The organism is Streptomyces sp. NPDC050439, assembly GCF_040655335.1.
GTDB lineage: Bacteria > Actinomycetota > Actinomycetes > Streptomycetales > Streptomycetaceae > Streptomyces.
In genome coordinates this window covers 207,699-228,361 of the sequence record NZ_JBFAJT010000002.1, presented here as the reverse complement: position 1 = coordinate 228,361, position 20,663 = coordinate 207,699, and the positions used below count along the sequence as shown (strand labels likewise).

At 71.6% G+C, this 20,663-nt stretch carries 20 protein-coding genes and 2 pseudogenes; 10 read left to right on the top strand and 12 right to left on the bottom strand.

All coding sequences use genetic code 11. The annotated features are described in order from the left end of the window. Positions 1–29: 29 nt before the first annotated feature. Entirely contained in the window at positions 30–1,580 is a 1,551-nt protein-coding gene (locus AB0I66_RS08120; protein WP_363206929.1) for an alpha/beta hydrolase, read from the bottom strand. Between the two features lie 275 nt (positions 1,581–1,855). Between AB0I66_RS08120 and AB0I66_RS08115 the strand changes: the two genes are divergently transcribed. Then, the gene (locus AB0I66_RS08115) at positions 1,856–3,124 is read left to right on the top strand and encodes an aminotransferase class I/II-fold pyridoxal phosphate-dependent enzyme (RefSeq protein WP_363207839.1); all 1,269 of its coding nucleotides are present in this window, start codon (positions 1,856–1,858) and stop codon (positions 3,122–3,124) included. A gap of 122 nt (positions 3,125–3,246) precedes the next feature. Then, a complete protein-coding gene (locus tag AB0I66_RS08110) occupies positions 3,247–4,182 on the top strand; it encodes a hypothetical protein (protein WP_363206928.1) in 936 nt (311 codons plus the stop codon). A 4-nt stretch (positions 4,183–4,186) separates the two neighbouring features. Here the strand turns inward: AB0I66_RS08110 and AB0I66_RS08105 are convergent, their stop codons facing one another. The 3 genes and pseudogenes from AB0I66_RS08105 to AB0I66_RS08095 form a co-directional block, all read right to left on the bottom strand. After that, positions 4,187–4,750 carry a GNAT family N-acetyltransferase gene (locus AB0I66_RS08105; protein WP_363206927.1) on the bottom strand — a complete coding sequence of 188 codons (564 nt, stop codon included), beginning with the start codon at positions 4,748–4,750 and terminating at the stop codon, positions 4,187–4,189. A 72-nt stretch (positions 4,751–4,822) separates the two neighbouring features. Continuing rightward, a complete protein-coding gene (locus AB0I66_RS08100) occupies positions 4,823–5,236 on the bottom strand; it encodes a cupin domain-containing protein (RefSeq protein WP_363206926.1) in 414 nt (137 codons plus the stop codon). 32 nt (positions 5,237–5,268) lie between these two features. Then, positions 5,269–5,397, bottom strand: a pseudogene (locus tag AB0I66_RS08095) (IMP dehydrogenase); the annotation flags it as partial. A 176-nt stretch (positions 5,398–5,573) separates the two neighbouring features. Here AB0I66_RS08095 and AB0I66_RS08090 point away from each other — a divergent pair. After that, positions 5,574–6,119, top strand: a pseudogene (locus AB0I66_RS08090) (transcriptional regulator); the annotation flags it as partial. Positions 6,120–6,151: 32 nt separating this feature from the next. Further along, positions 6,152–6,802 carry a LysE family translocator gene (locus AB0I66_RS08085; RefSeq protein ID WP_363206925.1) on the top strand — a complete coding sequence of 217 codons (651 nt, stop codon included), beginning with the start codon at positions 6,152–6,154 and terminating at the stop codon, positions 6,800–6,802. Between the two features lie 71 nt (positions 6,803–6,873). Here AB0I66_RS08085 and AB0I66_RS08080 read toward each other — a convergent pair whose 3' ends face one another. Further along, positions 6,874–7,443, bottom strand: a complete 570-nt coding sequence (locus AB0I66_RS08080) for a helix-turn-helix domain-containing protein (RefSeq protein ID WP_363206924.1) — start codon at positions 7,441–7,443, stop codon at positions 6,874–6,876. 87 nt (positions 7,444–7,530) lie between these two features. On the opposite strand from AB0I66_RS08080, the gene AB0I66_RS08075 reads away from it, so the two are divergent. Then, positions 7,531–8,424: an NADP-dependent oxidoreductase gene (locus AB0I66_RS08075; protein ID WP_363206923.1), complete on the top strand. Its 894-nt coding sequence runs from the start codon at positions 7,531–7,533 to the stop codon at positions 8,422–8,424. A gap of 39 nt (positions 8,425–8,463) precedes the next feature. Here the strand turns inward: AB0I66_RS08075 and AB0I66_RS08070 are convergent, their stop codons facing one another. The 5 genes from AB0I66_RS08070 to AB0I66_RS08050 form a co-directional block, all read right to left on the bottom strand. Beyond that, a complete protein-coding gene (locus AB0I66_RS08070) occupies positions 8,464–11,604 on the bottom strand; it encodes a discoidin domain-containing protein (protein WP_363206922.1) in 3,141 nt (1,046 codons plus the stop codon). A 121-nt stretch (positions 11,605–11,725) separates the two neighbouring features. Beyond that, a complete protein-coding gene (locus AB0I66_RS08065; protein ID WP_363206921.1) occupies positions 11,726–12,166 on the bottom strand; it encodes an STAS domain-containing protein in 441 nt (146 codons plus the stop codon). Positions 12,167–12,276: 110 nt separating this feature from the next. After that, positions 12,277–12,534 (bottom strand): hypothetical protein, encoded by a 258-nt coding sequence (locus AB0I66_RS08060; RefSeq protein WP_363206920.1) that lies wholly within the window; start codon positions 12,532–12,534, stop codon positions 12,277–12,279. Then, a complete protein-coding gene (locus tag AB0I66_RS08055; RefSeq protein WP_363206919.1) occupies positions 12,531–12,989 on the bottom strand; it encodes a hypothetical protein in 459 nt (152 codons plus the stop codon). Before AB0I66_RS08055 ends, AB0I66_RS08060 begins: the two co-directional genes overlap by 4 nt. 30 nt (positions 12,990–13,019) lie before the next feature. Continuing rightward, the gene (locus tag AB0I66_RS08050; protein ID WP_363206918.1) at positions 13,020–13,691 is read right to left on the bottom strand and encodes an enoyl-CoA hydratase-related protein; all 672 of its coding nucleotides are present in this window, start codon (positions 13,689–13,691) and stop codon (positions 13,020–13,022) included. 205 nt (positions 13,692–13,896) lie between these two features. Between AB0I66_RS08050 and AB0I66_RS08045 the strand changes: the two genes are divergently transcribed. From AB0I66_RS08045 to AB0I66_RS08035, 3 genes are all read left to right on the top strand, one after another. After that, positions 13,897–14,196, top strand: coding sequence for a DUF6506 family protein (locus AB0I66_RS08045; protein ID WP_363206917.1), 300 nt, complete (start codon positions 13,897–13,899; stop codon positions 14,194–14,196). Positions 14,197–14,487: 291 nt separating this feature from the next. After that, entirely contained in the window at positions 14,488–15,021 is a 534-nt protein-coding gene (locus tag AB0I66_RS08040; RefSeq protein WP_363206916.1) for an N-acetyltransferase, read from the top strand. Positions 15,022–15,128: 107 nt separating this feature from the next. Then, entirely contained in the window at positions 15,129–16,088 is a 960-nt protein-coding gene (locus AB0I66_RS08035) for a GNAT family N-acetyltransferase (RefSeq protein ID WP_363206915.1), read from the top strand. 39 nt (positions 16,089–16,127) lie between these two features. Here the strand turns inward: AB0I66_RS08035 and AB0I66_RS08030 are convergent, their stop codons facing one another. Then, on the bottom strand, positions 16,128–17,066 hold the full coding sequence (locus tag AB0I66_RS08030) for an oxidoreductase (protein ID WP_363206914.1): 939 nt from the start codon (positions 17,064–17,066) through the stop codon (positions 16,128–16,130). A gap of 106 nt (positions 17,067–17,172) precedes the next feature. On the opposite strand from AB0I66_RS08030, the gene AB0I66_RS08025 reads away from it, so the two are divergent. Together AB0I66_RS08025 and AB0I66_RS08020 are read left to right on the top strand one after the other, a co-directional pair. Further along, positions 17,173–17,784: a TetR family transcriptional regulator gene (locus AB0I66_RS08025; protein WP_363207838.1), complete on the top strand. Its 612-nt coding sequence runs from the start codon at positions 17,173–17,175 to the stop codon at positions 17,782–17,784. A gap of 35 nt (positions 17,785–17,819) precedes the next feature. After that, positions 17,820–18,524: a ribonuclease H gene (locus AB0I66_RS08020; protein ID WP_363206913.1), complete on the top strand. Its 705-nt coding sequence runs from the start codon at positions 17,820–17,822 to the stop codon at positions 18,522–18,524. Positions 18,525–18,823: 299 nt separating this feature from the next. Here the strand turns inward: AB0I66_RS08020 and AB0I66_RS08015 are convergent, their stop codons facing one another. Further along, positions 18,824–20,476 (bottom strand): penicillin-binding transpeptidase domain-containing protein, encoded by a 1,653-nt coding sequence (locus AB0I66_RS08015; protein WP_363206912.1) that lies wholly within the window; start codon positions 20,474–20,476, stop codon positions 18,824–18,826. Between the last annotated feature and the right edge of the window lie 187 nt (positions 20,477–20,663).

Genomic DNA, 20,663 nt, shown 5'->3' with positions numbered 1-20,663 from the left:
CGGCGGCGCCACTACTGCCCCTACCGCCTCTACCGTCGGGTGCAGTCGATGTCCCGGGCGGGCAGGACGCCGGTGCGCAGGTAGTCGTTGACCGCGCGGTCGGCGCAGGGGACGGGGCGAAGGCCCTCGAGCCCACGGCCGTAGACGCCGTGGGATCGGATGTCCGCGGTGATCAGGCGCGAGCCGGTCAGCTTGCGGTGCAGGGCCAGGGCCCCGGCATAAGGGGTGTTGTTGTCGCGGCGGGCCTGCAGCATCAGGACGGGTACGTCATTGGCGATGGCGGTGCCCGCTTCGCGTGGCGCGGCGGGCCAGAACGCACACGGCGCGATCATGCCGTTGACGTAGGGGCCGAACACGGGCTGGGTGCTGCGGCTGCGCTCGCTGTTGTGCCAGTACGTCTCCGGGTTCTTGGGCCAGCCGCCCGCGGGCCAGCCGCCGTCGCCGCACATGAAGAGCGCACCGCCCACCATGCTGTCCGCCAGGTCGGGCGAGGCGAGCAGCTCCAGCCACGCGGCGAGCTCGGGGCCCGGCTCGATGGGCTTGCCCGCGGCGGCATCGACCAGGTCGCGCACGATCGCGGCCAGCGTCGGGTCGTTCTCCTCGTGCTGAACGGGCTGCTTCACCAGCAGCCGCAGGATGGGCGCGTTGAGGCGGTGCCCGTCGACATCGACCGGCCGGCGCTCGGCCTGTACGAGGAGCCGCTCGACGCGCGTCCGCACGTGAGAGGCCGTGCGGCCGAGACCGTAGGTGTCGTGGCGGCGGGCGGTCCAGGCGGCCCATTCGTCCAGCGCTTCCTCGGCCGGTTCGCCGGAGCTCCGGAACAGTTCGTACTGGGTGGCCGCCGGGTCCGTCGAGGAGTCGATGACCATGCGGTCGGTGCGGCGGGGGAACATCTGGGTGTAGACGGCGCCCAGGTCGGCGCCGTAGGAGATGCCGTAGTACGAGAGCTTCCGCTCGCCGAGGGCTGCCCTGATGACGTCCATGTCCCGGGCCACGTTCCGAGTGGACGCGTGGGGCAGCAGCTCCGCGTTGTCCCCGTGCTCGTGGCAACGCCGCGCCGTGTCCCGCGCGCTGCGCACCGACGCGTCGAAGTCCGCGCGGGGTGTGGTCGAGGGCCCGGGCGGGGCCGGCGGAGCGGCCGGTGCGCAGGTGATCGGGGAACTCTCGCCGAGGAACCGCGGGTCGAACCCGATGAGGTCGTAGCCGTCCGCCACGCCCTTCAACGCGGGCCGCAACGCGAGGGTGTTGGCGATCCCGCTGCCACCGGGCCCGCCGGGATTGGACAGCAGGATGCCGCGACGCTGCGAGGAGGCCTTGGCCTTGATGCGCGAGACCGCGATCTGAAGGGTGCGCCCGCCGGGGGCGGAGTAGTCGAGGGGGACGGTCACTTCGGCGCACTGCGCCCCGGCGGCGTTCAGCTCCTCCTGCGCCTTCGAGCACGGCCCCCAGCTGAGCCGCTGCGAGTGGTGGGCGGAGAGGGAGCCGGTTCCAGAGGAAGGCTGCGCCACAGAAGGCACCGCTGCGGCAAGCAACCCGGCCAGGCCGAGACCGGCCGTGAGTAAGGGGGTGAGGCGGCGCATCGTGCTCCTAGAGATCAACTGGCGCGTAAAACAGGGACGGGGCCGACGCTATGAGCACGGAAGGCGGCGGAACATCTGGGCACCCGGCCGATGGCTGCGGGGGTTAGCCCCCGCCCCCGCGAAGCCCGGACCGCACCCCCGGAGAGTGACCCGCGCCACCTGGCCGGGCACGGGCGGGCCATTGCTTTGTATCCTCGGCGGGCAGTGCCGATGCCCCCGGCGCGCGCCCGTGCAGCTCACAGGCCCGGGCAGTGCCGACAACGTAAGGACACATGATGACCACCGAGCTGAGCCCCGACGCCGTGACCGGGCTCCTTGAGCGGGCCCGCCAGGACTACCAGGACCTCGCAGGACGCGGGCTCTCGCTCGACCTCACGCGCGGCAAGCCGTCGCCGGAGCAGCTCGACCTCTCCGAGGACCTGCTGAGCCTGCCGGGCGGGCGGCACACCTCCGCCGACGGCACGGACGTACGCAACTACGGCGGTCTGCAGGGCCTGGTCGAGCTCCGGGAGATCTTCGCCGACGTGCTCCAGGTCCCGGCGGACCAGCTCCTCGCGCTCGGCAACTCCAGCCTCGAGCTGATGCACGACTGCCTGGTGCACGCGCTGCTGAGCGTGGTGCCGGGTGCCGAGTCGCGCTGGGTGGACCAGGAGCGGATCGCCTTCCTGTGCCCGACCCCGGGTTACGACCGGCATTTCGCCCTCTGTGAGCGTTTCGGGATCGACATGATCCCCGTGCCGATGACCGCGGAGGGCCCGGACATGGACGTCGTGGAGCGGCTCGTCGCCGAGGACCCGTCGGTCAAGGGCATCTGGTGCGTCCCGAAGTACAGCAACCCCGACGGCGTCTGCTATAGCGACGAGACCGTCGCCCGGCTCGCCTCGATGCAGGCCGCCGCGCCCGATTTCCGGATCTTCTGGGACAACGCGTACGCCGCCCACCACCTCACCGATGAGCCCGTCGAGATCGCCGACCTGCTCGCCGCCGCCGCGGCTGCCGGGAACGCGGACCGTGTCTTCGTCTTCGGCTCCACCTCGAAGATCACCGCGGCGGGCGCGGGCGTCGCCTTCTTCGGCTCGTCGCCCGCGAACCTGAAGTGGCTGCTGGCCAACAACGCCAAGCGGTCGATCGGCCCGGACAAGATCAACCAGCTGCGGCACGTCATGTTCCTGCGGGACGCCGAGGGTGTGCGGGCCCACATGGAGCGCCAGCGCGCCCTGCTCCAGCCGAAGTTCGAGGCCGTGGCCCGGATCCTCGAGGCGGAGCTCGGCGAGACCGGTCTCGCCCGCTGGACCGACCCCAAGGGCGGCTACTTCGTCACGCTCGAAGTGACCGACGGCTGCGCCAAGGAGGTCGTACGCCGTGCCGCCGAGGCGGGCATCGTGCTGACCCCGGCCGGCGCCACCCACCCGTACGGCGACGACCCGCGCGACGCCACCATCCGCATCGCGCCGAGCTACCCGAGCCTGGCGGAACTGGAGCAGGCCATCGCCGGCCTCGCCGTGTGCGTACGGCTCGTCGGCCACGAGCAGCAGGCCGCCTAGCTCCGAAGGCGCCCCAGCTCCGCGGACCGTCCGTTCCCGGTCCTCGGCCCTGATCACACCCGTCCGGTTCCGGCCAGTAAACTGCGCGCGCTCAGAAGCGTCGCAGGAGGCAAGGGGGAACCGTGGCACACGGGGGACATCAGGGCTGGGGCCCGGCGAACGGCCATCCGCAGGGCGGCGGCCCCTACCCGTACGACCCGCAAGGAGGCGGCGGCCCGCATCCGTACGGGCCGCCGCAGCCCGGGCCGTACCCGCCCCCGCAGCCGTATCCGTACCCGCCGCAGCCCGTCCGGCGGCGGCGATCCGGGTGCGCGCTCTTCTTCGTCTCGCCGCTCATCCCGTTCATCCGCTCGGCCCGCCGCCGCGCCGAGGCGATCTTCAACCAGCCCGGCGCCGGTCACGTCGCGGACCCGCTCGTGTCGAAGGTGCAGCTGGGGCGCGCGATCGTCGGTGCGGCCGCCAGCTTCGGCCTGATCTACGCCTACGGCGCGGACGACGGCTGGAGCGGCGTCGCCAACGACGGCGTCGTGAAGCTGATCCTCGCCCCGCTGCTGCTGATCTTCACCGGCCCGCTGGTCATCCTCGGCTTCATCCGCTACGCGCCCGCCGAGCAGCGGCGTGTGCTCCGCTCCCGGCTGCGTGCGCCGCTCAAGGCCGTGGGCTGGTACGTCGGCATCCTGGCGGGGGTCGGGCTCCTCCTTGCGGGCAGCGCCCTGGTGCTCAAGCAGAACCACGGCACGCTGGTGAACGGACTCATCGCGCTCGCGCTGCTCATCGGTCTCGTCTGGCTGCTGCCGTTCCTGCTCTTCGCCTCCGCGTACGCCGCCCGCTACGCCTTCAACACGTCCAACGTGCACGCCGCTCTGCCGGCCGCGCTCACCGTCGTACTCGTCTGGGAGCTGATGCTGTTCAGCGTCGCGCTCGACGGCGGCCTGCCGCACGGGCCGCCGGCCGCGCAGTGGTGCGCGGTACTCGGCGGCCCCGTGACGGTGACCGCGGTGGCCCTGTGGGAACTGCGCCGCATGCGCATCCGCCACGGCGTTCGCATCCGCCCCTGAGGAGCTAGCGGCCGGCCGGGTGCAGGACCATCTCGTGCTCCCTCTTGGAGGGATCGCCCTTCATCGGGACGGTCGCCCCGGAGGGCACGAATCCGTAGCGCCGGTAGAACCGCTCGGCCCGCGCGTTGTCCTCGTGCACGTACAGGCGCACCCGCGCCACGTCCGGCACCGACCATGCCCACGTGACCGCCGTCGTGAAGAGCGCGTCGATCACTCCGCTGCCGCGGTGCTCGGGGCGGACGAAGACTCCGATGACATGCGCCTGGCGCTGCTCGATCGCCCCGCCGAACACGTCCTCGGTGTGCGCGTCCTCGATGAGCACGGTCACCGTGCCGCTCCAGGTCCCGTCCGGGGCCTCGGCCACGAACTGGCGCAAACGCGTCCCGTCGGCCGCGCCCTCGGCCCGCTTCTGCCAGTAGGAGTCCGGTTCGGCGGCGGCCTGTTCGTACGTGTCGAGAAAGGCGATCGAAGCCACCGGGTCCTCGAGCGCACGCAGCCGCAACTCCTTGACCTTGGCCCACTCGTCGGCGCGTATCGGACGGACGGCATCACCGGAAACCTGATTCATGACGCCGCACCTTACGCGACCTTGGTCGGAGGTGCCGCTTTATTTCTGCAGGTCACCGCTCCGCGGGCGCAGCTATCGGTTGGAGTTACGAGGGCCGCCGTACTGCTCGTCGGTGACGGGTTCCGCCCACTGGGTCTCGGGGGTGTCGTCGCCGGTGCCCTCCCACATGGCGATGTGTTCCATGAACCGGTCGGGGGCGGCGCCGTGCCAGTGCTCCTCGTCGGGCGGGCAGCTGACCGTCTCACCGGGGTGAGCCTCGAGGACGGTGCCGTCGCGGGTGCCGATCAGGGCGACACCGGAGACCACGTGCAGGGTCTGGCCCACGGCGTGGGAGTGCCAGTTGGTGCGGGCGCCGGGGGAGAAGCGGACGAGGTTCGCGCGCATCCTCGACGGTTCCTGACCGGCGACGATGACGTCCCACCAGACGTCTCCGGTGAACCACTCGGCCGGTGCCTTGCTGGTGGCCTGGGGCTTGATGAATTCCATGGGACTTCCTGTCGATTCGTTGGCGGCGTGTGTCACGGCTTGAGGAGTGCCTTGATCGCGCGTCGTTCGTCCGTGGCCCGGTAGCCCTCGGCGACCTGGTCGAGGGGGAGGGCGAGGTCGAAGACCTTGCCGGGGTCGATGCCGCCGGTCAGGACGCGGTCCTAACGTGCTGGGGGCGGGCTGTTCGAGCCCGGGTGCGGTCGGCTCGGGCGGACCCCGGGTTGGGTTGCCGGGGTGTGCCACGTCTTCCAGGGAACCGCGCATTCCCGCGCGCAGCGAGTTACGGACGAGGGGTGTACCGGCAGTACATCGTGCCGGGCCTGCGGCGCAGCGAGGCGACATGAGCGTCGAGTACTACGCCAAACTTGAGCGCGGCAACCTCGCGGGCGTCTCTCCGGGCGTCCTCGAAGCGGTGGCCCGGGTGCTGCGACTGGACGAGGCCGAGCGCGCCCACCTGCAGAACCTCGCACAGGCAGCCGACGGCTCCGACGCCCTCGCCCGCCCCCGGCGCCGCCGGGGAGCCAGGGACCAGTGGAAGCCGCACCGCAGCCTGCAGTGGACGCTGGACGCGATCACGGCGGGGCCCGCGTTCGTCCGCAACGGCCGCATGGACATCCTCGCGAGCAACCGGCTCGCCGACGTGGCCGTCGCCATCCTGCGCACCGAGGCCGGGCGCAATCCGTACGACAAGGACAAGGACCCGCACGACCTCGTCGGTGAACTCACCCTTGCCTACGAGGGCCTGGAGCTGGCCGCAGAACCGGGCCTGACCCTGACCGTCTACGCCGCCGAGCCCGGCTCCCCGTCCGAAGAGGCCTTGCGCCTGCTGGCCTCCTGGGCCGCGACGGACGAGACCCCGGCGCCCTCGCGACGGTCCACGTAAAGGTTGGGAGGACATGGTGCGAGACTGAGGCCATGTTCGTTCAGCTTCTCGCCGCAACCGGTGTGCTCGCCGTCCTGACCGTGGTTCCCGGCCCGGACATGGCCGTGGTGACGAAGCGAGCCATCGCCGCCGGGTGGCGGGACGGCCTGCGTACGGTCGGGGGCATCACCGCGGGGCTGCTCATCTGGGGCGTGCTGACCGTGGTCGGCTTGGCCGCGGTCCTGGCGGCATCCGCCACGGCGTACACGGTCGTCAAGTTCGCCGGCGCCCTCTACCTCGGGTTCCTGGGCATCCAGGCACTGCTGCAGAGCCGGCGCAGCCGTTCGGCGGCATCGGCATCGCCGACGGACGCCCCAACCTCGTCCCCGTCCCCGTCCTCATCCCCGTCCGGAAACCCCTGGCGCACGGGGCTGATCAGCAACGTCTTCAATCCGAAGATCGCGGTCTTCTACACCGGGCTGCTGCCCACCCTCGCGCCGTCCGGCGTCTCGCCGCACCTGGGGATGACCGTGCTGGTCCTGATCCACGCGGCCCTCACGCTCGTCTGGCTCGGCAGCTACGTGCTGGTGCTCGCCAAGGCCCGGGCGTTCTTCGAGAGGCCTGCCGTGCGGCGCGGCATGGACCGCGTCACCGGAGTCGTCCTGATCGGTTTCGGGGTCAAGGTCGCCACCTCGCAACCCTGAGGCGCTGCGGCGCTGCCCGCCCACTTCTGAGGCGCGGCCTCGCGGCATCGGGCGACGACCCGGCCCCGGGGTCAGGTGACCTTCCAGGCCGCCTCGATCATCATGAAGATCTCGTCCACCGCGGCCTCCGGCTCGGCCGCCTCGCGGGCCACCGCGTAGGCGTCGATCACGAACCTCGCGATCGCCCTGCAGGCCGTCGTGGACCGTGCCAGGCCGGGATCGGCGGCGATGGCCGCCGCCAGCGACTCCGCGTGGCGCAGCCTCATCGAGTCCTCGTACTCCCGCAGCGCGGGCGAGCCCTCGATCATGTGCCACATCGGGGCGGAGCCCGGCGCCGTGCAGTGCTGCACCAGGGCCAGGATCTCGCGGCGGAGCGCGGGCATGAGCGGGTCGTGCGGCTCCCGGTCGGTGACCGCGCGCGTGAGGCGCTGCTCGAAGTCCTCGTCCTGCTCGAACACCAGGGCCTCTTTCGAGGCGAAGTGGGAGAACAGCGTCGTCACGGCCACGTCGGCCTCGGCGGCCACGTCCCGGATGCCGACCGCGTCGTACCCGCGTTCCAGGAAGAGCCGCAGGGCGGCGTCGGCGATCTTCTGGCGGGTCGCTGCTTTCTTGCGCTCGCGGCGTCCGGACGGCTCGGTCATGGCGTGACGCTATCAAATACAAAGCCGTAATCGCTCCTAAAAGCTAACTGTTCTAAAACACTAACGGTTAGTGTTACGGTCTGCCGCATGAAGAAAGTGAGCTTCGCCGAGTTCGGCGGTCCCGAGGTCCTGCAACTCCTGGATGTCGAGGAGCCCCACGCGGGCCCCGGCCAGATACGCGTCGTCGTGCGGGCGGCGGGGGTGAACCCCGTCGACTGGAGAATTCGCGAAGGCCAGGTCCTGGGCGCGCATCCGACCGTGTTGCCCTCCGGGGTCGGGCTGGACGCCGCGGGGGTGGTGGACGAGGTCGGTGAGGAAGTCCAGGGGGTCGCCGTCGGCGACCACGTGTTCGGCGAAGGGGCGAGCACCTATGCCGAGTTCGCGGTCCTGTCGGCCTGGGCCCGCATGCCCGAGGGCCTGACGTTCGAGGAGGCGGCCGGGTACCCCTCCGTCGTGGAAACCGCGCTGCGCGTCATCAGCGAGGTCGGCGTACGGCCCGGGCAGACGCTGCTGGTCAGCGGCGCGTCCGGGGGAGTCGGATCGACGGTCCTGCAGATAGCCCGGGACCGCGGCATCACGGTGATCGGCACGGCCGGAGTCGCGAACCAGGACTATCTGCGTGGCCTGGGTGCCCACGCCACGACGTACGGCGATGGCTGGGTCGCGCGGGTGCGGGAGCTCGGGCAGGTCGACGCGGCCCTCGATCTGGCCGGCTCCGGCGTGCTCCGCGAACTCGTCGAGCTGACCGGGGACCCGAGCAAGGTGATCTCCATCGCGGATCTCGGTGCGCCCGAGTTCGGCGTCCGGTTCTCCGGCGTGGCCGGCAGCGTGCCGGACGCGCTGACCGAGGCCGCCGCCCTCATCGCGGACGGAAGGCTGCACATCCCGGTCGAGAAGTCCTACACGCTCGCCGAGGCCGCGGCGGCGCACATCGACAGCCGTGCGGGGCACTCGCGGGGCCGACGGGTCATCGTGATCTGACCCGTCGACCCTGTATATCCGTCAGTCAGCCGTCGGGCCTCACCGCGCGGTGACGTTCAACGCCGTCAGGGAACCCCCGGAGCGGGCGGTGATACGCAGTGCCACATAGCGTGCGGTGCGGTCGACGCGCAGGGTGCCGCGCTTCGACAGCCGGGCGGAGCCCTCGTACGTACGGCCGTCCAGGCTGAACTCCACCTGCGAGGACGGGACATGGCCGCCGCGCCACCGGGTGCGGATCTCGCTGATGTGCTGCTCGCTGCCGAGGTCGACGACCATGCGGTCGTCCTGGCCGGCCTGCCACGCGGTGGTCTCGTCGCCGTCCACGGCGGCCCGCGGGTCCGTCATGCCGGGCGGCAGCGGCGAGGTCGGGAAGGTGTTGCGGCCCAGCGCCAGGTCGCTGCTGGGGTACGGCGTTGCGCGGGGCACGGTGACCGTGGTCGTGCGGCCGGCGCGCACCGTGGCGCCGACCCTTCTGCCCTGCGCCGAGACCGTGACCCGGCAGGCGGGACCGCTCAGCCGCACGGTGCCGCCGTCGACGACCTCGGCCCGCAGGCCGACGGGCAGGCGGTTCGCGGACAGGGTGATGCGGGGCGGCGCCAACACGGCTGCGGCGGCCGGGAGTTCGATGCGCAGAGACGTGCCGGACGCCGTAAGGGTCTGCGTTCCCTCGTAGAGCCGGACCTCCCGGGAGAAGGGCGCGCGAGGGATCGTCACCGTCGTGGTCACGGCCTCGGCGGAGAGGTTGAAGAGGCTCAGATGGTGCTCGGTGAGGGCCGCCTTGACGCTCCCGGAGTCCGTCGAGGGCGTCTTGCGGGCGGCCGCCGCGCGCAGTTCGTCCGTCGTCGCGCCCGGGAGCCCTTCGATCAGCAGACTCTCGGCCGGGCCGTCCGAGAGGACGACCGTGTCGCCGTACACCGCGATCGGATGGGCTCCGCCGCGCACGACGAGACCGGCGCGGCCGTCGATGTCCAGCCACCGCCCGCGGCTGGTCAGATCCGGTCGCGGCCAGGCGACCAGGTCACTCCACTCCTGCCCGTCGGCCGACCCCTGGAGCCGGTAGGCGCGCCCGGCCGCGGCCTCCCAGCGCAGCGTCACGCGGTCCACGGACCGGGAGGAACCGAGGTCGACGGCGATCCAGCTGTCGGCCCGTGGCCGGTCCGCGCGCGACACCGCCCAGCGGCTGGAACCGTTGCCGTCGATCGTGAAGGCGGGTTCCCTGCCCGGCTCGAAGGAGGAGGCGGACGCCTTCGCCCCGCCCTCGCGGGCCAGGTCGTCGCCCGAGGCGCCGTCACGTATCTCGAAGGCGTAAAGCGAGTAGCCGTACGACGGGTCGGGGCGCACCCCCAGCATGCGCAGGTGCCGGAACTCTCCCCGAGGGAAGCTGAGTTCGTCGGTGCGCGCCCCGGCTGACGACTGGTCCCCGGACTTCGCCTTGACGGTGGTACTTCCCTCGGCGGCGCGATACGTACGGCTGCCGTCCAGTCCCGGTACGCCGTCCATGGACAGATTGCGCACCTCCAGGTGGCCCTCGCCGTCCGCCGTGCCGGACGTCGCGTAGACCACTGCGCCCGACGGCAGCGTGGTGAACCCCGCGAAGCCGTGGTCCAGGGTCAGCAGGCTCGCGCTGCCGTCGAAGCCGTCCCGCAGTCGCGTGTATGTGACCGCGGACCGTTCGACGACCTTCGCCCGCGTGCTCGGCAGGAACATGGGCGTCGGACCGCTGAGCGCGAACAGCCAGTCGTCGTGGGCCGGTTGCCAGGCGAACTTCACGAGGCCCGGCTTGGTGACGGCGCCGGCCCAGGCGCCGGGGGACTGGTGGGATACGAGGCCGGGGCCCACGCCGTGGTCGGTGACGCCGCGGGCCTGCTCGAAGAGCTCGCCCTGGGAAAGGGGACGGACGCGTCGCTGCCCCGACCGGTCCCGCCACTCGTGGAGGAGGTAGCTGATGGCCAGCTCGGCGCGCGCCTCCGGCTCGTACTTGGGCTCGCCGGAGAACTTCGCGATGCGGTACTGCGGCGGATACTGCTGATACCCCTCAAGGCGTTCGGCGAGCGCGCGTTCGCAGGCGGCCGCGGCCCGGTCGCCGACGACCTGGGCCAGGAAGGCGAGCGGGATGATGTCGCGGCCGTAGAGGTGTTCGCGGTCCGCGACCATCGGCATCAGGGGCTCGCCCGCGTCGCTCATCACGCCGAGCAGCGTGCGCCACAGCGGAGCGGCGTTGGGCTGGGCGGTCAGCACTTCGGGCAGGGGCCGGCCCGCCGCGAGGAAGTGGGCGGAGTTGCGGCCGGACGTGCGCCAGAGCTCTTCCTGGTAGTGCGGGCCGAAGGACCCGTGGTTCTCGACGATGAAGGTGTCGTACAGGTTCTGCGCGGTGTTCTCGCTGACGGCGACACCGTCCACCCGGGCGGGGTTCGCGAGATCGGCCGCGGGCAGGCCCGCCTCGTTGCGGCTCCACCGGCCGAAAGCGGCACGCCATGCGTCCTGCCGCCGGTCGTCGCTCGCCCAGGCCAGGGCAGGGGCGAGCGCCTGGGCGTAGATGCCCATCTCCTCGAGTTTGGTGTCGCCCTTGAAGCCGCCGGTCAGCCCGTGCGGAGACCAGTCACCGGAGTCAGGGTCGTCGTCCGTGCCCAACGCCTCGGTGTACTGGGCCTGTTCGCGGACGATGGTGTCGACGTTCCGCCGCGTCGCCTCGTCGAGATCGTCCCAGAGCAGACGTGCCGCCAGGACGAAATAGGACTGGAAGGTGGTGTCGAAGAAGAGCTTGCGGCCCCACTGGCTGCCGCCCGTCAGCCGGTTCGAGGCCGCGAAGTGCTTCAGCGTGGCGAGCGTACGGGTGCGCAGTGTGTCCTTGGTGACTCCGGCGCGCTCGGCGTCGTAAGGGCCGCGGGTCAGCAGCACCGCGTTGCCGAGCACGACGGCGAAGCCGAAGTCCTTGTTGGTGTAGTGACCCTGGGCGGCGTCCCACTGGGTCTCGGACCAGCGCGTGTGGGAGAGCAGGACTCGGTAGTACGTGTCCGCGACGGCGTCCGCCTCCGTCGCCGTCTCCGGCTCCGCTCGTGCCTCCGCGGCGGCCGCTGCCGGTCCTGTGCCGAGGGCGAGCGGGAAGGCCGCCGCGGCACCGGACACCCCGAGCAGCTGCAGAGCTTGACGGCGTGTGGTTCCCCAGGCGTGCTGCGGCATCGTGCGCGACCTTCCCGTAGACAACGTTGTCAGAGTGCGATCATTGTTCGGGGGCCTCGCGGGCACGTCAAGGGTTGTGCCGCGAGTGCGCATGAGCCGAAGTGCCCAGGAACCGAGTTGCTCAGGAACCGAGCGGCGGGGAATCGGTCGGCTTGCCGTCCGAGCGGGGTGCGGGCGTGGGCGGCCACGTCGGGCGGTGCGCGGGCGGCAGGGTCAACAGGGCCTGGCCGACCGTGAGATAGCGGGGGAAGATCTCCGTGCTGCCGGTCACCGTCAGCAGTTCGGCGAGATGCCGCCCCGCTCCGGCCAGCAGCAACTGCCCCTCGCGGCGCCGCAGCAGCCACCGCACCCCGAGCAGGCAGTTGAGCCCACGGGAATCGCAGAACACCAGGGCCGTCACATCGAGCACGAGATGTCGATGACCCGCCATCACGGAGGCGCCGAGAGTGCGCAGGAAGAACTTCTCGCCGCTCCGGTCGAGTTCACCGCTCACACGCAGCACAGCACACTCTTCGCACCGTGCGAGCTCGTGGATGATGAGGCGATGGGTCTGCGTCGACATCGCGCCTCCCTGTGGTCGTCGCGGAAGCCCGTGTGCATGCCGGCACGTTCTGCCTCGGTCCCGAGCGGCACACAATCTGCCTCGGTCCCGAGTCCCCCGTCCATCCCTCTCTACGCCTGGCTGCCCGTCTCATTGGCCTGACGGACCGTGTCCCAGCAGGGCGAGCACAGGTCGAGTACGCGATCGTCCGCGGGGGAGTGGACGATGACGGCGCAGTTCGCCGGGCGGCCGCAGGCCAGACAGGGGTGGTGTTCGTCGCGGGCGCGGTGCAGCAGGATCTCGTCGGGGGTGCCGGGCGGCGCGGCGGCGAGCAAGGTCGGCTCGGCGGCGATCAGGTGCAGCAGGCCGGTGGCGGCGTCGGTGTTCACGGCTGTGCCTCCCGGGCCGTGTCGAGCAGGTGGTGAGAAGGGTCGTCCTCGGGCCGGATCTGCCCGGGCCTCCTGGCGTACTGGTGGCAGAACTCGACCGCCTCGTCGAAGGTGAGCGCCGGCACGGCATCCGCTCCCGGTAGAGGCGCGGCCGGTTCGATGACGAACCGGTGGCGGGTGACGTCATCCACCTGCGTGGTCGACTCCACCCGGGAGAACGCCGGCGGGCCGGGGCCGTCGACGAGTGTCCCCTCCACGATCCACTGCGCGCGCAGCTCGACGATTCCCGGCTCCGGGCACCTCCAGACAAGGCGCGTGACACACAGCGCCTCGAAGTTGAACCACGAGCTCCAGCCCCGGCCGTCGCCGAGCAGACCCAGTTCGGAGGCTTCCATGACGCCGTAGGAGAACGGGAGGCTGCTCCAGTGGCCGACGAGGGAGTGGGCGAGGTTCATTCATGCATCTTCGCGCAGCGGCTGCCGGTGTCAGCCGAGAGGGTTGTCCTTGTCGCGCAGGGCGGTCAGGGCGGGCGCGTACATACGGGTCTTGATGGTGCCGAGAGTGGGACCGGCCTTGCCGACCAGGGCTTGGGCCATCTCCATGGCGGTCCGGCGTACGGCGTCCTCCTCCACCGCCCGGTCGACCAGCGCGGCGGCCAGGGCGTCGTGGCCGCCGTAGCGCCGGGCGGTCGTCATGGCCTCGTGTGCGGTCTGCGGGGTCAGCCTGGCCTGGATGAGCGCGGACATGCCCGGGGTGAAGGGGATGTTGATGTCGGCCTCCGGCAGGCACCAGAAGCCGCGGTCGGCACGCATCACGCGGAAGTCGTGTGCCAGGGAGAGCATCGCCCCGGCCGCGAAGGTGTGCCCCTGCAGCGCGGCCACGGTGACGACCGGCAGGGACAGCACACGCGCCAGCAGGGCCTGGACGGTGGTGACGTAGTCCTGGTGCTGGTCGGCGTGGGCGAGGAGCCAGTCCAGGTCGAGGCCGTTGGAGAAGAACTTCCCCGTCGCGGCGGTCACCAGGGCGCGCGGCCCGTCCGCCTTCTCCACCTCGTCGAGCGCCGCGTCGACGGAGGCGAGCCAGTCGGGGTGGAAACGGTTCTCGCCGTCCCCGAGGTCGAGGACGAAGACGTCGTCCTGGCGGTCGAGTGTGGGCATGGTGGCTCCCTCGGATCGATTGGGGTCGATTGGGCCGACTAGCGCCGCTCTTGAGGCGGCAAAGAGGGGCCGCGGACCGGGCGACCGCCGATACTGATCGGTAACTTATGGGGCATGGCATAGAACATTCAAGGGGTCGCACCGTTCGCGTGGCCTCGACGCCGATGACCGACTCCGGGCGACCGGAAGTGAGGGGGCAGCGCTCATGGCGCTCACCAGCTGGGGCTTCATCTACACCGCGGCAGGCAGCGACGCGAAGGGCGACGTGAACGTCGTCGACACAGGGCAGTGCCGCACGGTGTTGGTGGGGGTGGCCAAGCCGGAGGAGGGCATCGCGGCGGCGCGCCGCCTGGTCGACGAGGGGGTTCAGCTGATCGAGCTCTGCGGTGGATTCGGACCCGTGTGGGCCGGGCGCATCATCGAGGCGATCGATGGTGCGGTGCCGGTGGGCGTCGTCGGTTACGGGCCCGAAGCGGTCGACCAGGTCCACGCGATCTTCTCCTGAGTACGTGAGGCCCGGGGCGGGGAGTCCTGGCCCGCCCCGCGCCCGCGTCCCGCGCGCCACGTGGCCGAAAGCGACCGGATGATAAAATCGTCGGCGTTCGTGTGTTCCGGATCGAGGATGTAGGGAGTTGGGGCTGATGACCGCGCTCGAGGCCACTGCCGTGCGCACCGCCCGGACCGCCCTCACGTCCCGGGTCGTGGCCTGACCCCAGCCGGATTCGCCTCGCCGGGAGCGTGAGCTCGCGAGGCACCCACCCACACGAACCCACCATGAAATGGATCTTCTTCCATCATGAGCAACAACCCGAGCACCAACCTGACCAACACCTGGATCACGCGCGCCGAGACCAGCGCCGACATCCCCGCCGTCCGCGCCGTCGTCGTCGCCGCGTTCGACACCCCGGCGGAAGCCGACCTCGTCGACGCGCTGCGCGCCGACCCCGCGTGGATCGACGGACTGTCCGTCGTGACCACCGACCAGGACGGCAAGCTCGTCGGACACGCGCTCCTGACCCGCTGTCACATCGGGGACACCCCGGCGCTGTGCCTGGCCCCCGTCGCCGTACTCCCCGAGTACCAGAAGACGGGCGCGGGTTCCGCCGCGATCCGTGCCGCGCTCGACGCGGCCAAGGACCGGGGCGAGCGCTTCGTGACCGTTCTCGGGCACCCGGAGTACTACCCGCGGTTCGGCTTCACCCGTGCCTCGACGCACGGCATCGGCATCAGCATCGACGTCCCGGACGAGGCCATGATGGCCCTCGCCCTCGACGCCGGTCACCCGCTGCCCGGCGGCATGGTGCGCTACGCGGCGCCCTTCGGCATCTAGTACCTGGCCGAAGCCGGCCGTGCCGGGCCCCTCGCGGTCCCGGTACGGTCCCGGCGTCCCCGAAAGTCCGTTGCGGACCCACTCCCAGGCGTCGGAGAGTGGCTCCCATGACCACTTCCGCCACCCTCCCTCCCGGCGTGACCGTCCGCCCCGCGACGTTCGATGACGCGGCGGCGGTGTGCGCGCTGCTCAATGAGATCGACCTGCTGCAGATCGGTCGTGCCGACACCGAACTCCCCGAGGTCCAGGCCGACTTGAAGCACCCGGAAGTCGACCTGGAGCACGACTCCTGGCTGCTGTTCGAGGACGGCCGGCTGATCGCGTACGGCCTGCTGTGGGATGAGTCGGGCGGCGAACAGATCGAGACGGAGTACTTCACGCTGCCCGGCCGGCCCCAGGCCTCTCAGCACCTTCTGGAGCTGATGGAGGCGCGTGCCGCCGAGCGGGCCGCAACCAACGGAGCCGACCGGGCGGTGGTGCGCCTGCACCTCAACATCGCCCCCACGGTGGACCTGCGCGCGCTGCGCGGACGAGGCTGGACACCGGTCCGGCGCTACAACTCGATGGTCCGCCCCCTGTCCAAGGACACGGACCAGGTGCCCGAGCCGCCGCCCGGTGTGACCCTGCGACCGTGCCTGGCCGACGCTGACCGCAGGCGCGCGCACGCGCTGGTGCAGGAGAGTTTCACCGACCACTTCGACTTCCACCCGCGCACGTACGAGCAGTGGCTGGACGACATCGACGCCGAGCGCGCCGACTGGTCCCTCGTCTGGATCGCGCACGTCGAGGGCGTGGGTGACGCGGCGGTGCTGCGCACGCGCAACGACCGCACACCGATGGCCTGGATCGGCCACATCGGCGTGCTGCGCCAGGCCCGCGGCCACGGCCTGGGCAGCTACCTCTTGCGGCATGCCTTCGGGCACTACGCGGCGCTGGGGCGTGACCGGATCGGCCTAGGCGTGGACACCGACAACAGCAGCGGCGCGCTTGCCCTGTACGAGCGCCACGGCATGACCCTCGACTTCGCCCTCCAGGCATGGGAGTTGATCCGCCCCAGCCACCGCTGAGAGGTCACTCCGGGAGGCTAGGTGGTCGCCTCCGGACAGTTATACGGCGGCCGGGAACGCGAACCGTACGTCGGTGAGTTGCTCCGACAGTTCCCACAGGCGCCGCCCGGTCTCCTCGTCCGCCGCCACGGGGGCCAGCCGCACCCGTGTCGGTGCGCCGCGCAGCTCGGCCAGGCCGCCGGGGCCGATGAACTGGCCGCTCTGCACGTCCGGTTCGGTCGCCGCGTACAGCTGGGGCAGCGCGCCATCGGCCGGGCGCTGGGCGAACAGCGGGTTGCCGATGCGTCCGAGCAATACCCGCCACAGACCGGTCGGTGTGCCCATCTGGAGGTTGGTGGCGGTGTAGCCGGGGTGGGCGAGCACGCTGCGCACCGGGCTGCGGGACTCGGCGAGGCGGCGGTGGAGTTCCTTGCCGAAGACGGCGTTGGCGAGCTTCGACTGGTTGTAGTTGCCCATGGGTTTGTAGCCGCGCTCGCCGTGCAGGTCGTCGAAGCGGAGGCGCGCCTGGCGGTGGTTGATCGAACTCACCGTCACCACGCGGGGGTCGTTCCCGGCGGTCAGCAGGTCGAGCAGCAGACTGGTGAGCGCGAAGTGGCCGAGGTGGTTGCAGGCGAACTGCAGCTCGTGGCCCTGCTTGCTGAGCGTACGAGGCGGCGCCATCACCCCCGCGTTGTTGATGAGCACGTCGAGGTGTGGACGGTCGGCGCGCAGTCCCTCGGCGAAGCCGCGGACCGAGTCGAGGTCGGCCAGGTCGAGGCGGCGTACCTCCAGGCTCGCGGCCGGGTGCTCGGCGGCGATCTCCGCGACCGCTCGGCGGCCCTTCTCCTCGTCACGCACCGCCAGGATCACGTGCCCGCCCCGCCGGGCGAGCGCCCGGGTGGTCGCCAGACCGAGGCCGCTGTTGGCCCCGGTGACGACGAACACCCGCTTGGTCTGGTCGGTGATCTGGTCGGCTGTCCAGCGCTGCTGCTGCGTCATGCGGCACATGTTGTCGCGCGTGGCACTCAGTGTCAAGGGGGATTCTGAGTGTCATGCAAGGCATGGCGTGTACCATGGCGCGGTGAGCTCCCGTCCCGAAGTGACCATGGCCGAGCGCAAACGACAGCTCGTCTCGAACGAGTTGACCGAAGCGGCGCTGCAACTCCTCGCGCGCAAAGGGTTCGACGCGGTCACCATCGACGAGATCGTGACCACCGCGGGGGTCTCCCGGCGGACGTTCTTCCGGTACTTCGCCTCCAAGGAGGACGTGGTCGTCCAGTTCCTGGCCGACATGGGCGTCGGTATTCACGCGGAGCTGGCGTCCCGCCCCGCGGGCGAGCGGCCTTCCGTGGCGCTGCGGCACGCGGTGTGGGTTCCGCTGGCCGCCTGCGGTGATCACTCCGAGCGCGTGCTGCCCGTGGTGCGGCTGATCCTGCGTACGCCGGCGCTGCGCGCACGCTTCCTGGAGCACCAGGCGCAGTGGGGCGACGACCTGACGGGAGAGGTGGCGCGCCGTGTGGGGCGTGACGCGGGCGTGGACCTGTATCCGCGGCTGGCCGCGAGCATGGCGCTGTCCGCCTTCGACGCCGTGCTGCGACGCTGGAGCGACAGCGACGGCGTGGAGGACCCGGCCGAGCTGACCGACCGGGCCTTCGCGGTCATCGCCCCGGCGCTGGACGCCCCCGAGATCCGGGGCCCGGTGCCGGAGGGGCGGTGACCTTCGCGTCTCCCGGGGGCTGGCATCATCGAGGGATGTCTGACTTGATCATCGCCGCCTGTGACGGAGCCGCGAAGAAGAATCCCGGGCCCGCCGCCTGGGCCTGGGTGGTCGCCGACGCCGACGAGCGCCCGCAGCGGTGGGAGGCGGGGCCGCTCGGTGACACGACCAACAACGTGGCCGAACTGACCGCGCTGGCCGAGCTGTTGGAGTCCACGGACCCGGCCGTGCCGCTGGAGGTCCGCATGGACAGCCAGTACGCGATGAACGCCGTCACCAAGTGGATCGCGTCCTGGAAGCGCAACGGCTGGCTGACCGCCGCGAAGAAGCCGGTCGCCAACAAGGAACTCGTCGTGCGCATCGACGCGCTCCTGCAGGGCCGCGCGGTCACCTTCCGGCACGTCGCGGCCCACCAGGCGGACGGCGACCACCTCAACGCGATCGCCGACGTCGCGGCCAGCGACGCCGCCACGACACAGCAGCCCGCGGGCACCGTCCACGGGGCGGTCACGATCCCGGAACCGCGGCCCGAGCGCATGACGGCCTCGCCCGCCGCCCGGCCGCGCAAGAGCTCCGGTGCGGCCAAGAGCTCCGGCGCGAAGGCGGGCAAGGGTGGCTCGGGCGGCGTCATCAAGGCCAAGTTCCCCGGCCGCTGCCACTGCCAGAAGCCCTACGCGGCCGGTGAGAAGATCGCGAAGAACGCCCACGGCTGGGGTCACGTGGAGTGCCGGGACTCCTGAGGCCCGCGGCAGGCGCTCGCATGCCCTGGGCGCGCAGGGCGGGCCGGGTACGGAGGGCGAGCCGGGCGGCGAGGATGCCCGGCGTGAACCGCGAGACGCGAGCCGCGGGCCGAAGGCGGCCGCGGCCGGCCAGGCCTGCGGACCCGGCGGCGGCCCCCGCGAAGGCGCGGAGGCCCTGGCCGTGATCACGCCGCCAGCCGCCAGTCGCCGACCGTCAGCCGCTACCGTCGGCCCGGAGGCGGACGGTGAACGCGGGTCTCGTGGCGTGGCGCTGTTCCGGCAGCCGGACGCGCCACCCGTCAGGACGGATCGTCGGGCACGGCGCCGAGGAGATCGCGTACGACGGGCCCGGCCGACGCGCCGCCCGTGACGCCCTTCTCGACGACGCAGGCCACGGCGACATTGCCGCGGTACGCGACGAACCAGCCGTTGTTGGGGGCGTCCTCGGAGACCTCGGCCGTACCCGTCTTCGCCCCCACCTCGCCGGGCAGGTCGGCAAGGACCGAGGCCGTGCCGTCGGTGACCGTGGTGCGCATCAACTCGCGCAGCTGCGTGACGACTTCGCGCGGCAGCGGGGTGGTGGTCGTCGTGTCCTTGGCGCCGCTGGTCAGGCTGGGCTGGTGAAAGGTGCCGGACACGGCCGTCGCGGTGACCGACGCCATGATCAGCGGGTTGGCCTGCACCCTGCCCTGCCCGATCATCGAGGCGGCCTTCTCGGTCTGATCCCGCGGGGTCGGCACCGACCCGTCGTACGAGGGGATGCCGACGCCCCATTTCTGCCCGACCCCGAAGTACTTCCCGGCGACATCGCCCAGCTCCTCGTCACCGACCTTGTCGCGCAGGCTGATGAAGGCGGTGTTGCACGAGGTGGTGAAGTCCTTGCGGAAGGTGGCGCCCCGGTGTTCGGAGGTCTCCACGTTCTGGAACCGTTTGCCGACGGTGAGGTACTTGGGGCAGTCCACGACGTCGTCGGGAGCGACCGCGTCCTTGAGGAGCAGGGCGCTGGTGGTGACGATCTTCCAGGTGGAGCCCGGCGCGTAGGTGCCCGAGACGGCGCGATTGAACCCGGACGAGGGGGAGTTGGCGACGGCCAGGATCTCGCCGTCGTCGATCCGCAGGGCGACGAGCGCGGCGTCCTTGCCGTCGGCCCCGTCGGCGAGTGCCTTCTCCGCGGCGGCCTGCCAAGTGGCGTCCAGGGTGGTGGACACGGGACGATCGGCGGGACGGTCGGACTTCTTGCCGAAGGAGGCTTCCGTGCCCTTGACCTCGCCGGAGGCCCGGTCGACGAGCCGCACCGCGCCGCGCGGACCCCCGCCTGCGCCCCCGGCGATCTGGGGGAGGAGCGGCCCGAGGGAGGGGTGCGTCTTGCTCGACAGGGCGTTCCCGTCCCGGTCGTTGATCTCGGGCCCGGCGGTGTCCTCCCGCTCCAGACGGAACTTCTCCGTGCCGCTCAGCTTTGGGTGCACGAGGGACAGCGCCCACTCCACCTTCCAGGTGCCGTCGTCCTGCTTGCGCAGCGGCAGGGCGGAGGCGTACTTCCAGGTGCCGAGGCCGGTGACGGGCATCTTCGCGGTGAAAGCCACGGTCACGGTGCCGTCCTCACCGGCCTTGGCCGCACCCGGGGTCAGGTCCGGCTCGCTGATGTCGAGCCCGGCGGTGAAGCTGTTCAGGACGCGCTCCGCCTGCTCGGGGCGCGAGGTCAGCGCCGCCGCCCGTGACATGCGGCCCGCCTCCCAGTCGGCGAGGAACGCATGTGCCTGCCGGGTCGCCTCCGGGTCGGGTATCGCGGGCCCCGGGTCGAAGGGGCCGAGCTCCGCGGCGTACCCGATGCCCGCGGCCAGCGCGAGCGTCAGGCCCGCCACGACCACCACGCGGGTGGCTTTCCCGGCGGGACCGCGGCGGGGGCCGGCGGGTCTGTGGCCGTGGTCGGTGAGGGGTGCGACATCCGTCATCGAGGGCTCCTTGTCAGGGCTTTCCGCTGCGGGCAGCGGTGCGTTCGGAAGGGGGCGGGGAGGGGGACAAGGCCGGGGCGGCGGTTCGCGCGGACTGCCGCGCCCGGCCGGCCGGTCCGGTGCTCGGTCGCCGGGGGCACGGGCCGGTGCCGTACCTCTCCTACGGCCGCCGGGCGGGCTCCCGCTG

Coding starts and splice junctions, on each gene's coding strand:
- AB0I66_RS08055 (WP_363206919.1), bottom strand. CDS start 12,989: ATGAACCTCGCCCACTCCCTCGTCGGCCACTGGAGCAGCCTCCCGTTC.
- AB0I66_RS08100 (WP_363206926.1), bottom strand. CDS start 5,236: ATGGAATTCATCAAGCCCCAGGCCACCAGCAAGGCACCGGCCGAGTGG.
- AB0I66_RS08020 (WP_363206913.1), top strand. CDS start 17,820: ATGTCTGACTTGATCATCGCCGCCTGTGACGGAGCCGCGAAGAAGAAT.
- AB0I66_RS08045 (WP_363206917.1), top strand. CDS start 13,897: ATGGCGCTCACCAGCTGGGGCTTCATCTACACCGCGGCAGGCAGCGAC.
- AB0I66_RS08040 (WP_363206916.1), top strand. CDS start 14,488: ATGAGCAACAACCCGAGCACCAACCTGACCAACACCTGGATCACGCGC.
- AB0I66_RS08115 (WP_363207839.1), top strand. CDS start 1,856: ATGACCACCGAGCTGAGCCCCGACGCCGTGACCGGGCTCCTTGAGCGG.
- AB0I66_RS08075 (WP_363206923.1), top strand. CDS start 7,531: ATGAAGAAAGTGAGCTTCGCCGAGTTCGGCGGTCCCGAGGTCCTGCAA.
- AB0I66_RS08120 (WP_363206929.1), bottom strand. CDS start 1,580: ATGCGCCGCCTCACCCCCTTACTCACGGCCGGTCTCGGCCTGGCCGGG.
- AB0I66_RS08030 (WP_363206914.1), bottom strand. CDS start 17,066: ATGACGCAGCAGCAGCGCTGGACAGCCGACCAGATCACCGACCAGACC.
- AB0I66_RS08015 (WP_363206912.1), bottom strand. CDS start 20,476: ATGACGGATGTCGCACCCCTCACCGACCACGGCCACAGACCCGCCGGC.
- AB0I66_RS08035 (WP_363206915.1), top strand. CDS start 15,129: ATGACCACTTCCGCCACCCTCCCTCCCGGCGTGACCGTCCGCCCCGCG.
- AB0I66_RS08085 (WP_363206925.1), top strand. CDS start 6,152: ATGTTCGTTCAGCTTCTCGCCGCAACCGGTGTGCTCGCCGTCCTGACC.
- AB0I66_RS08065 (WP_363206921.1), bottom strand. CDS start 12,166: ATGTCGACGCAGACCCATCGCCTCATCATCCACGAGCTCGCACGGTGC.
- AB0I66_RS08105 (WP_363206927.1), bottom strand. CDS start 4,750: ATGAATCAGGTTTCCGGTGATGCCGTCCGTCCGATACGCGCCGACGAG.
- AB0I66_RS08070 (WP_363206922.1), bottom strand. CDS start 11,604: ATGCCGCAGCACGCCTGGGGAACCACACGCCGTCAAGCTCTGCAGCTG.
- AB0I66_RS08080 (WP_363206924.1), bottom strand. CDS start 7,443: ATGACCGAGCCGTCCGGACGCCGCGAGCGCAAGAAAGCAGCGACCCGC.
- AB0I66_RS08025 (WP_363207838.1), top strand. CDS start 17,173: ATGGCCGAGCGCAAACGACAGCTCGTCTCGAACGAGTTGACCGAAGCG.
- AB0I66_RS08050 (WP_363206918.1), bottom strand. CDS start 13,691: ATGCCCACACTCGACCGCCAGGACGACGTCTTCGTCCTCGACCTCGGG.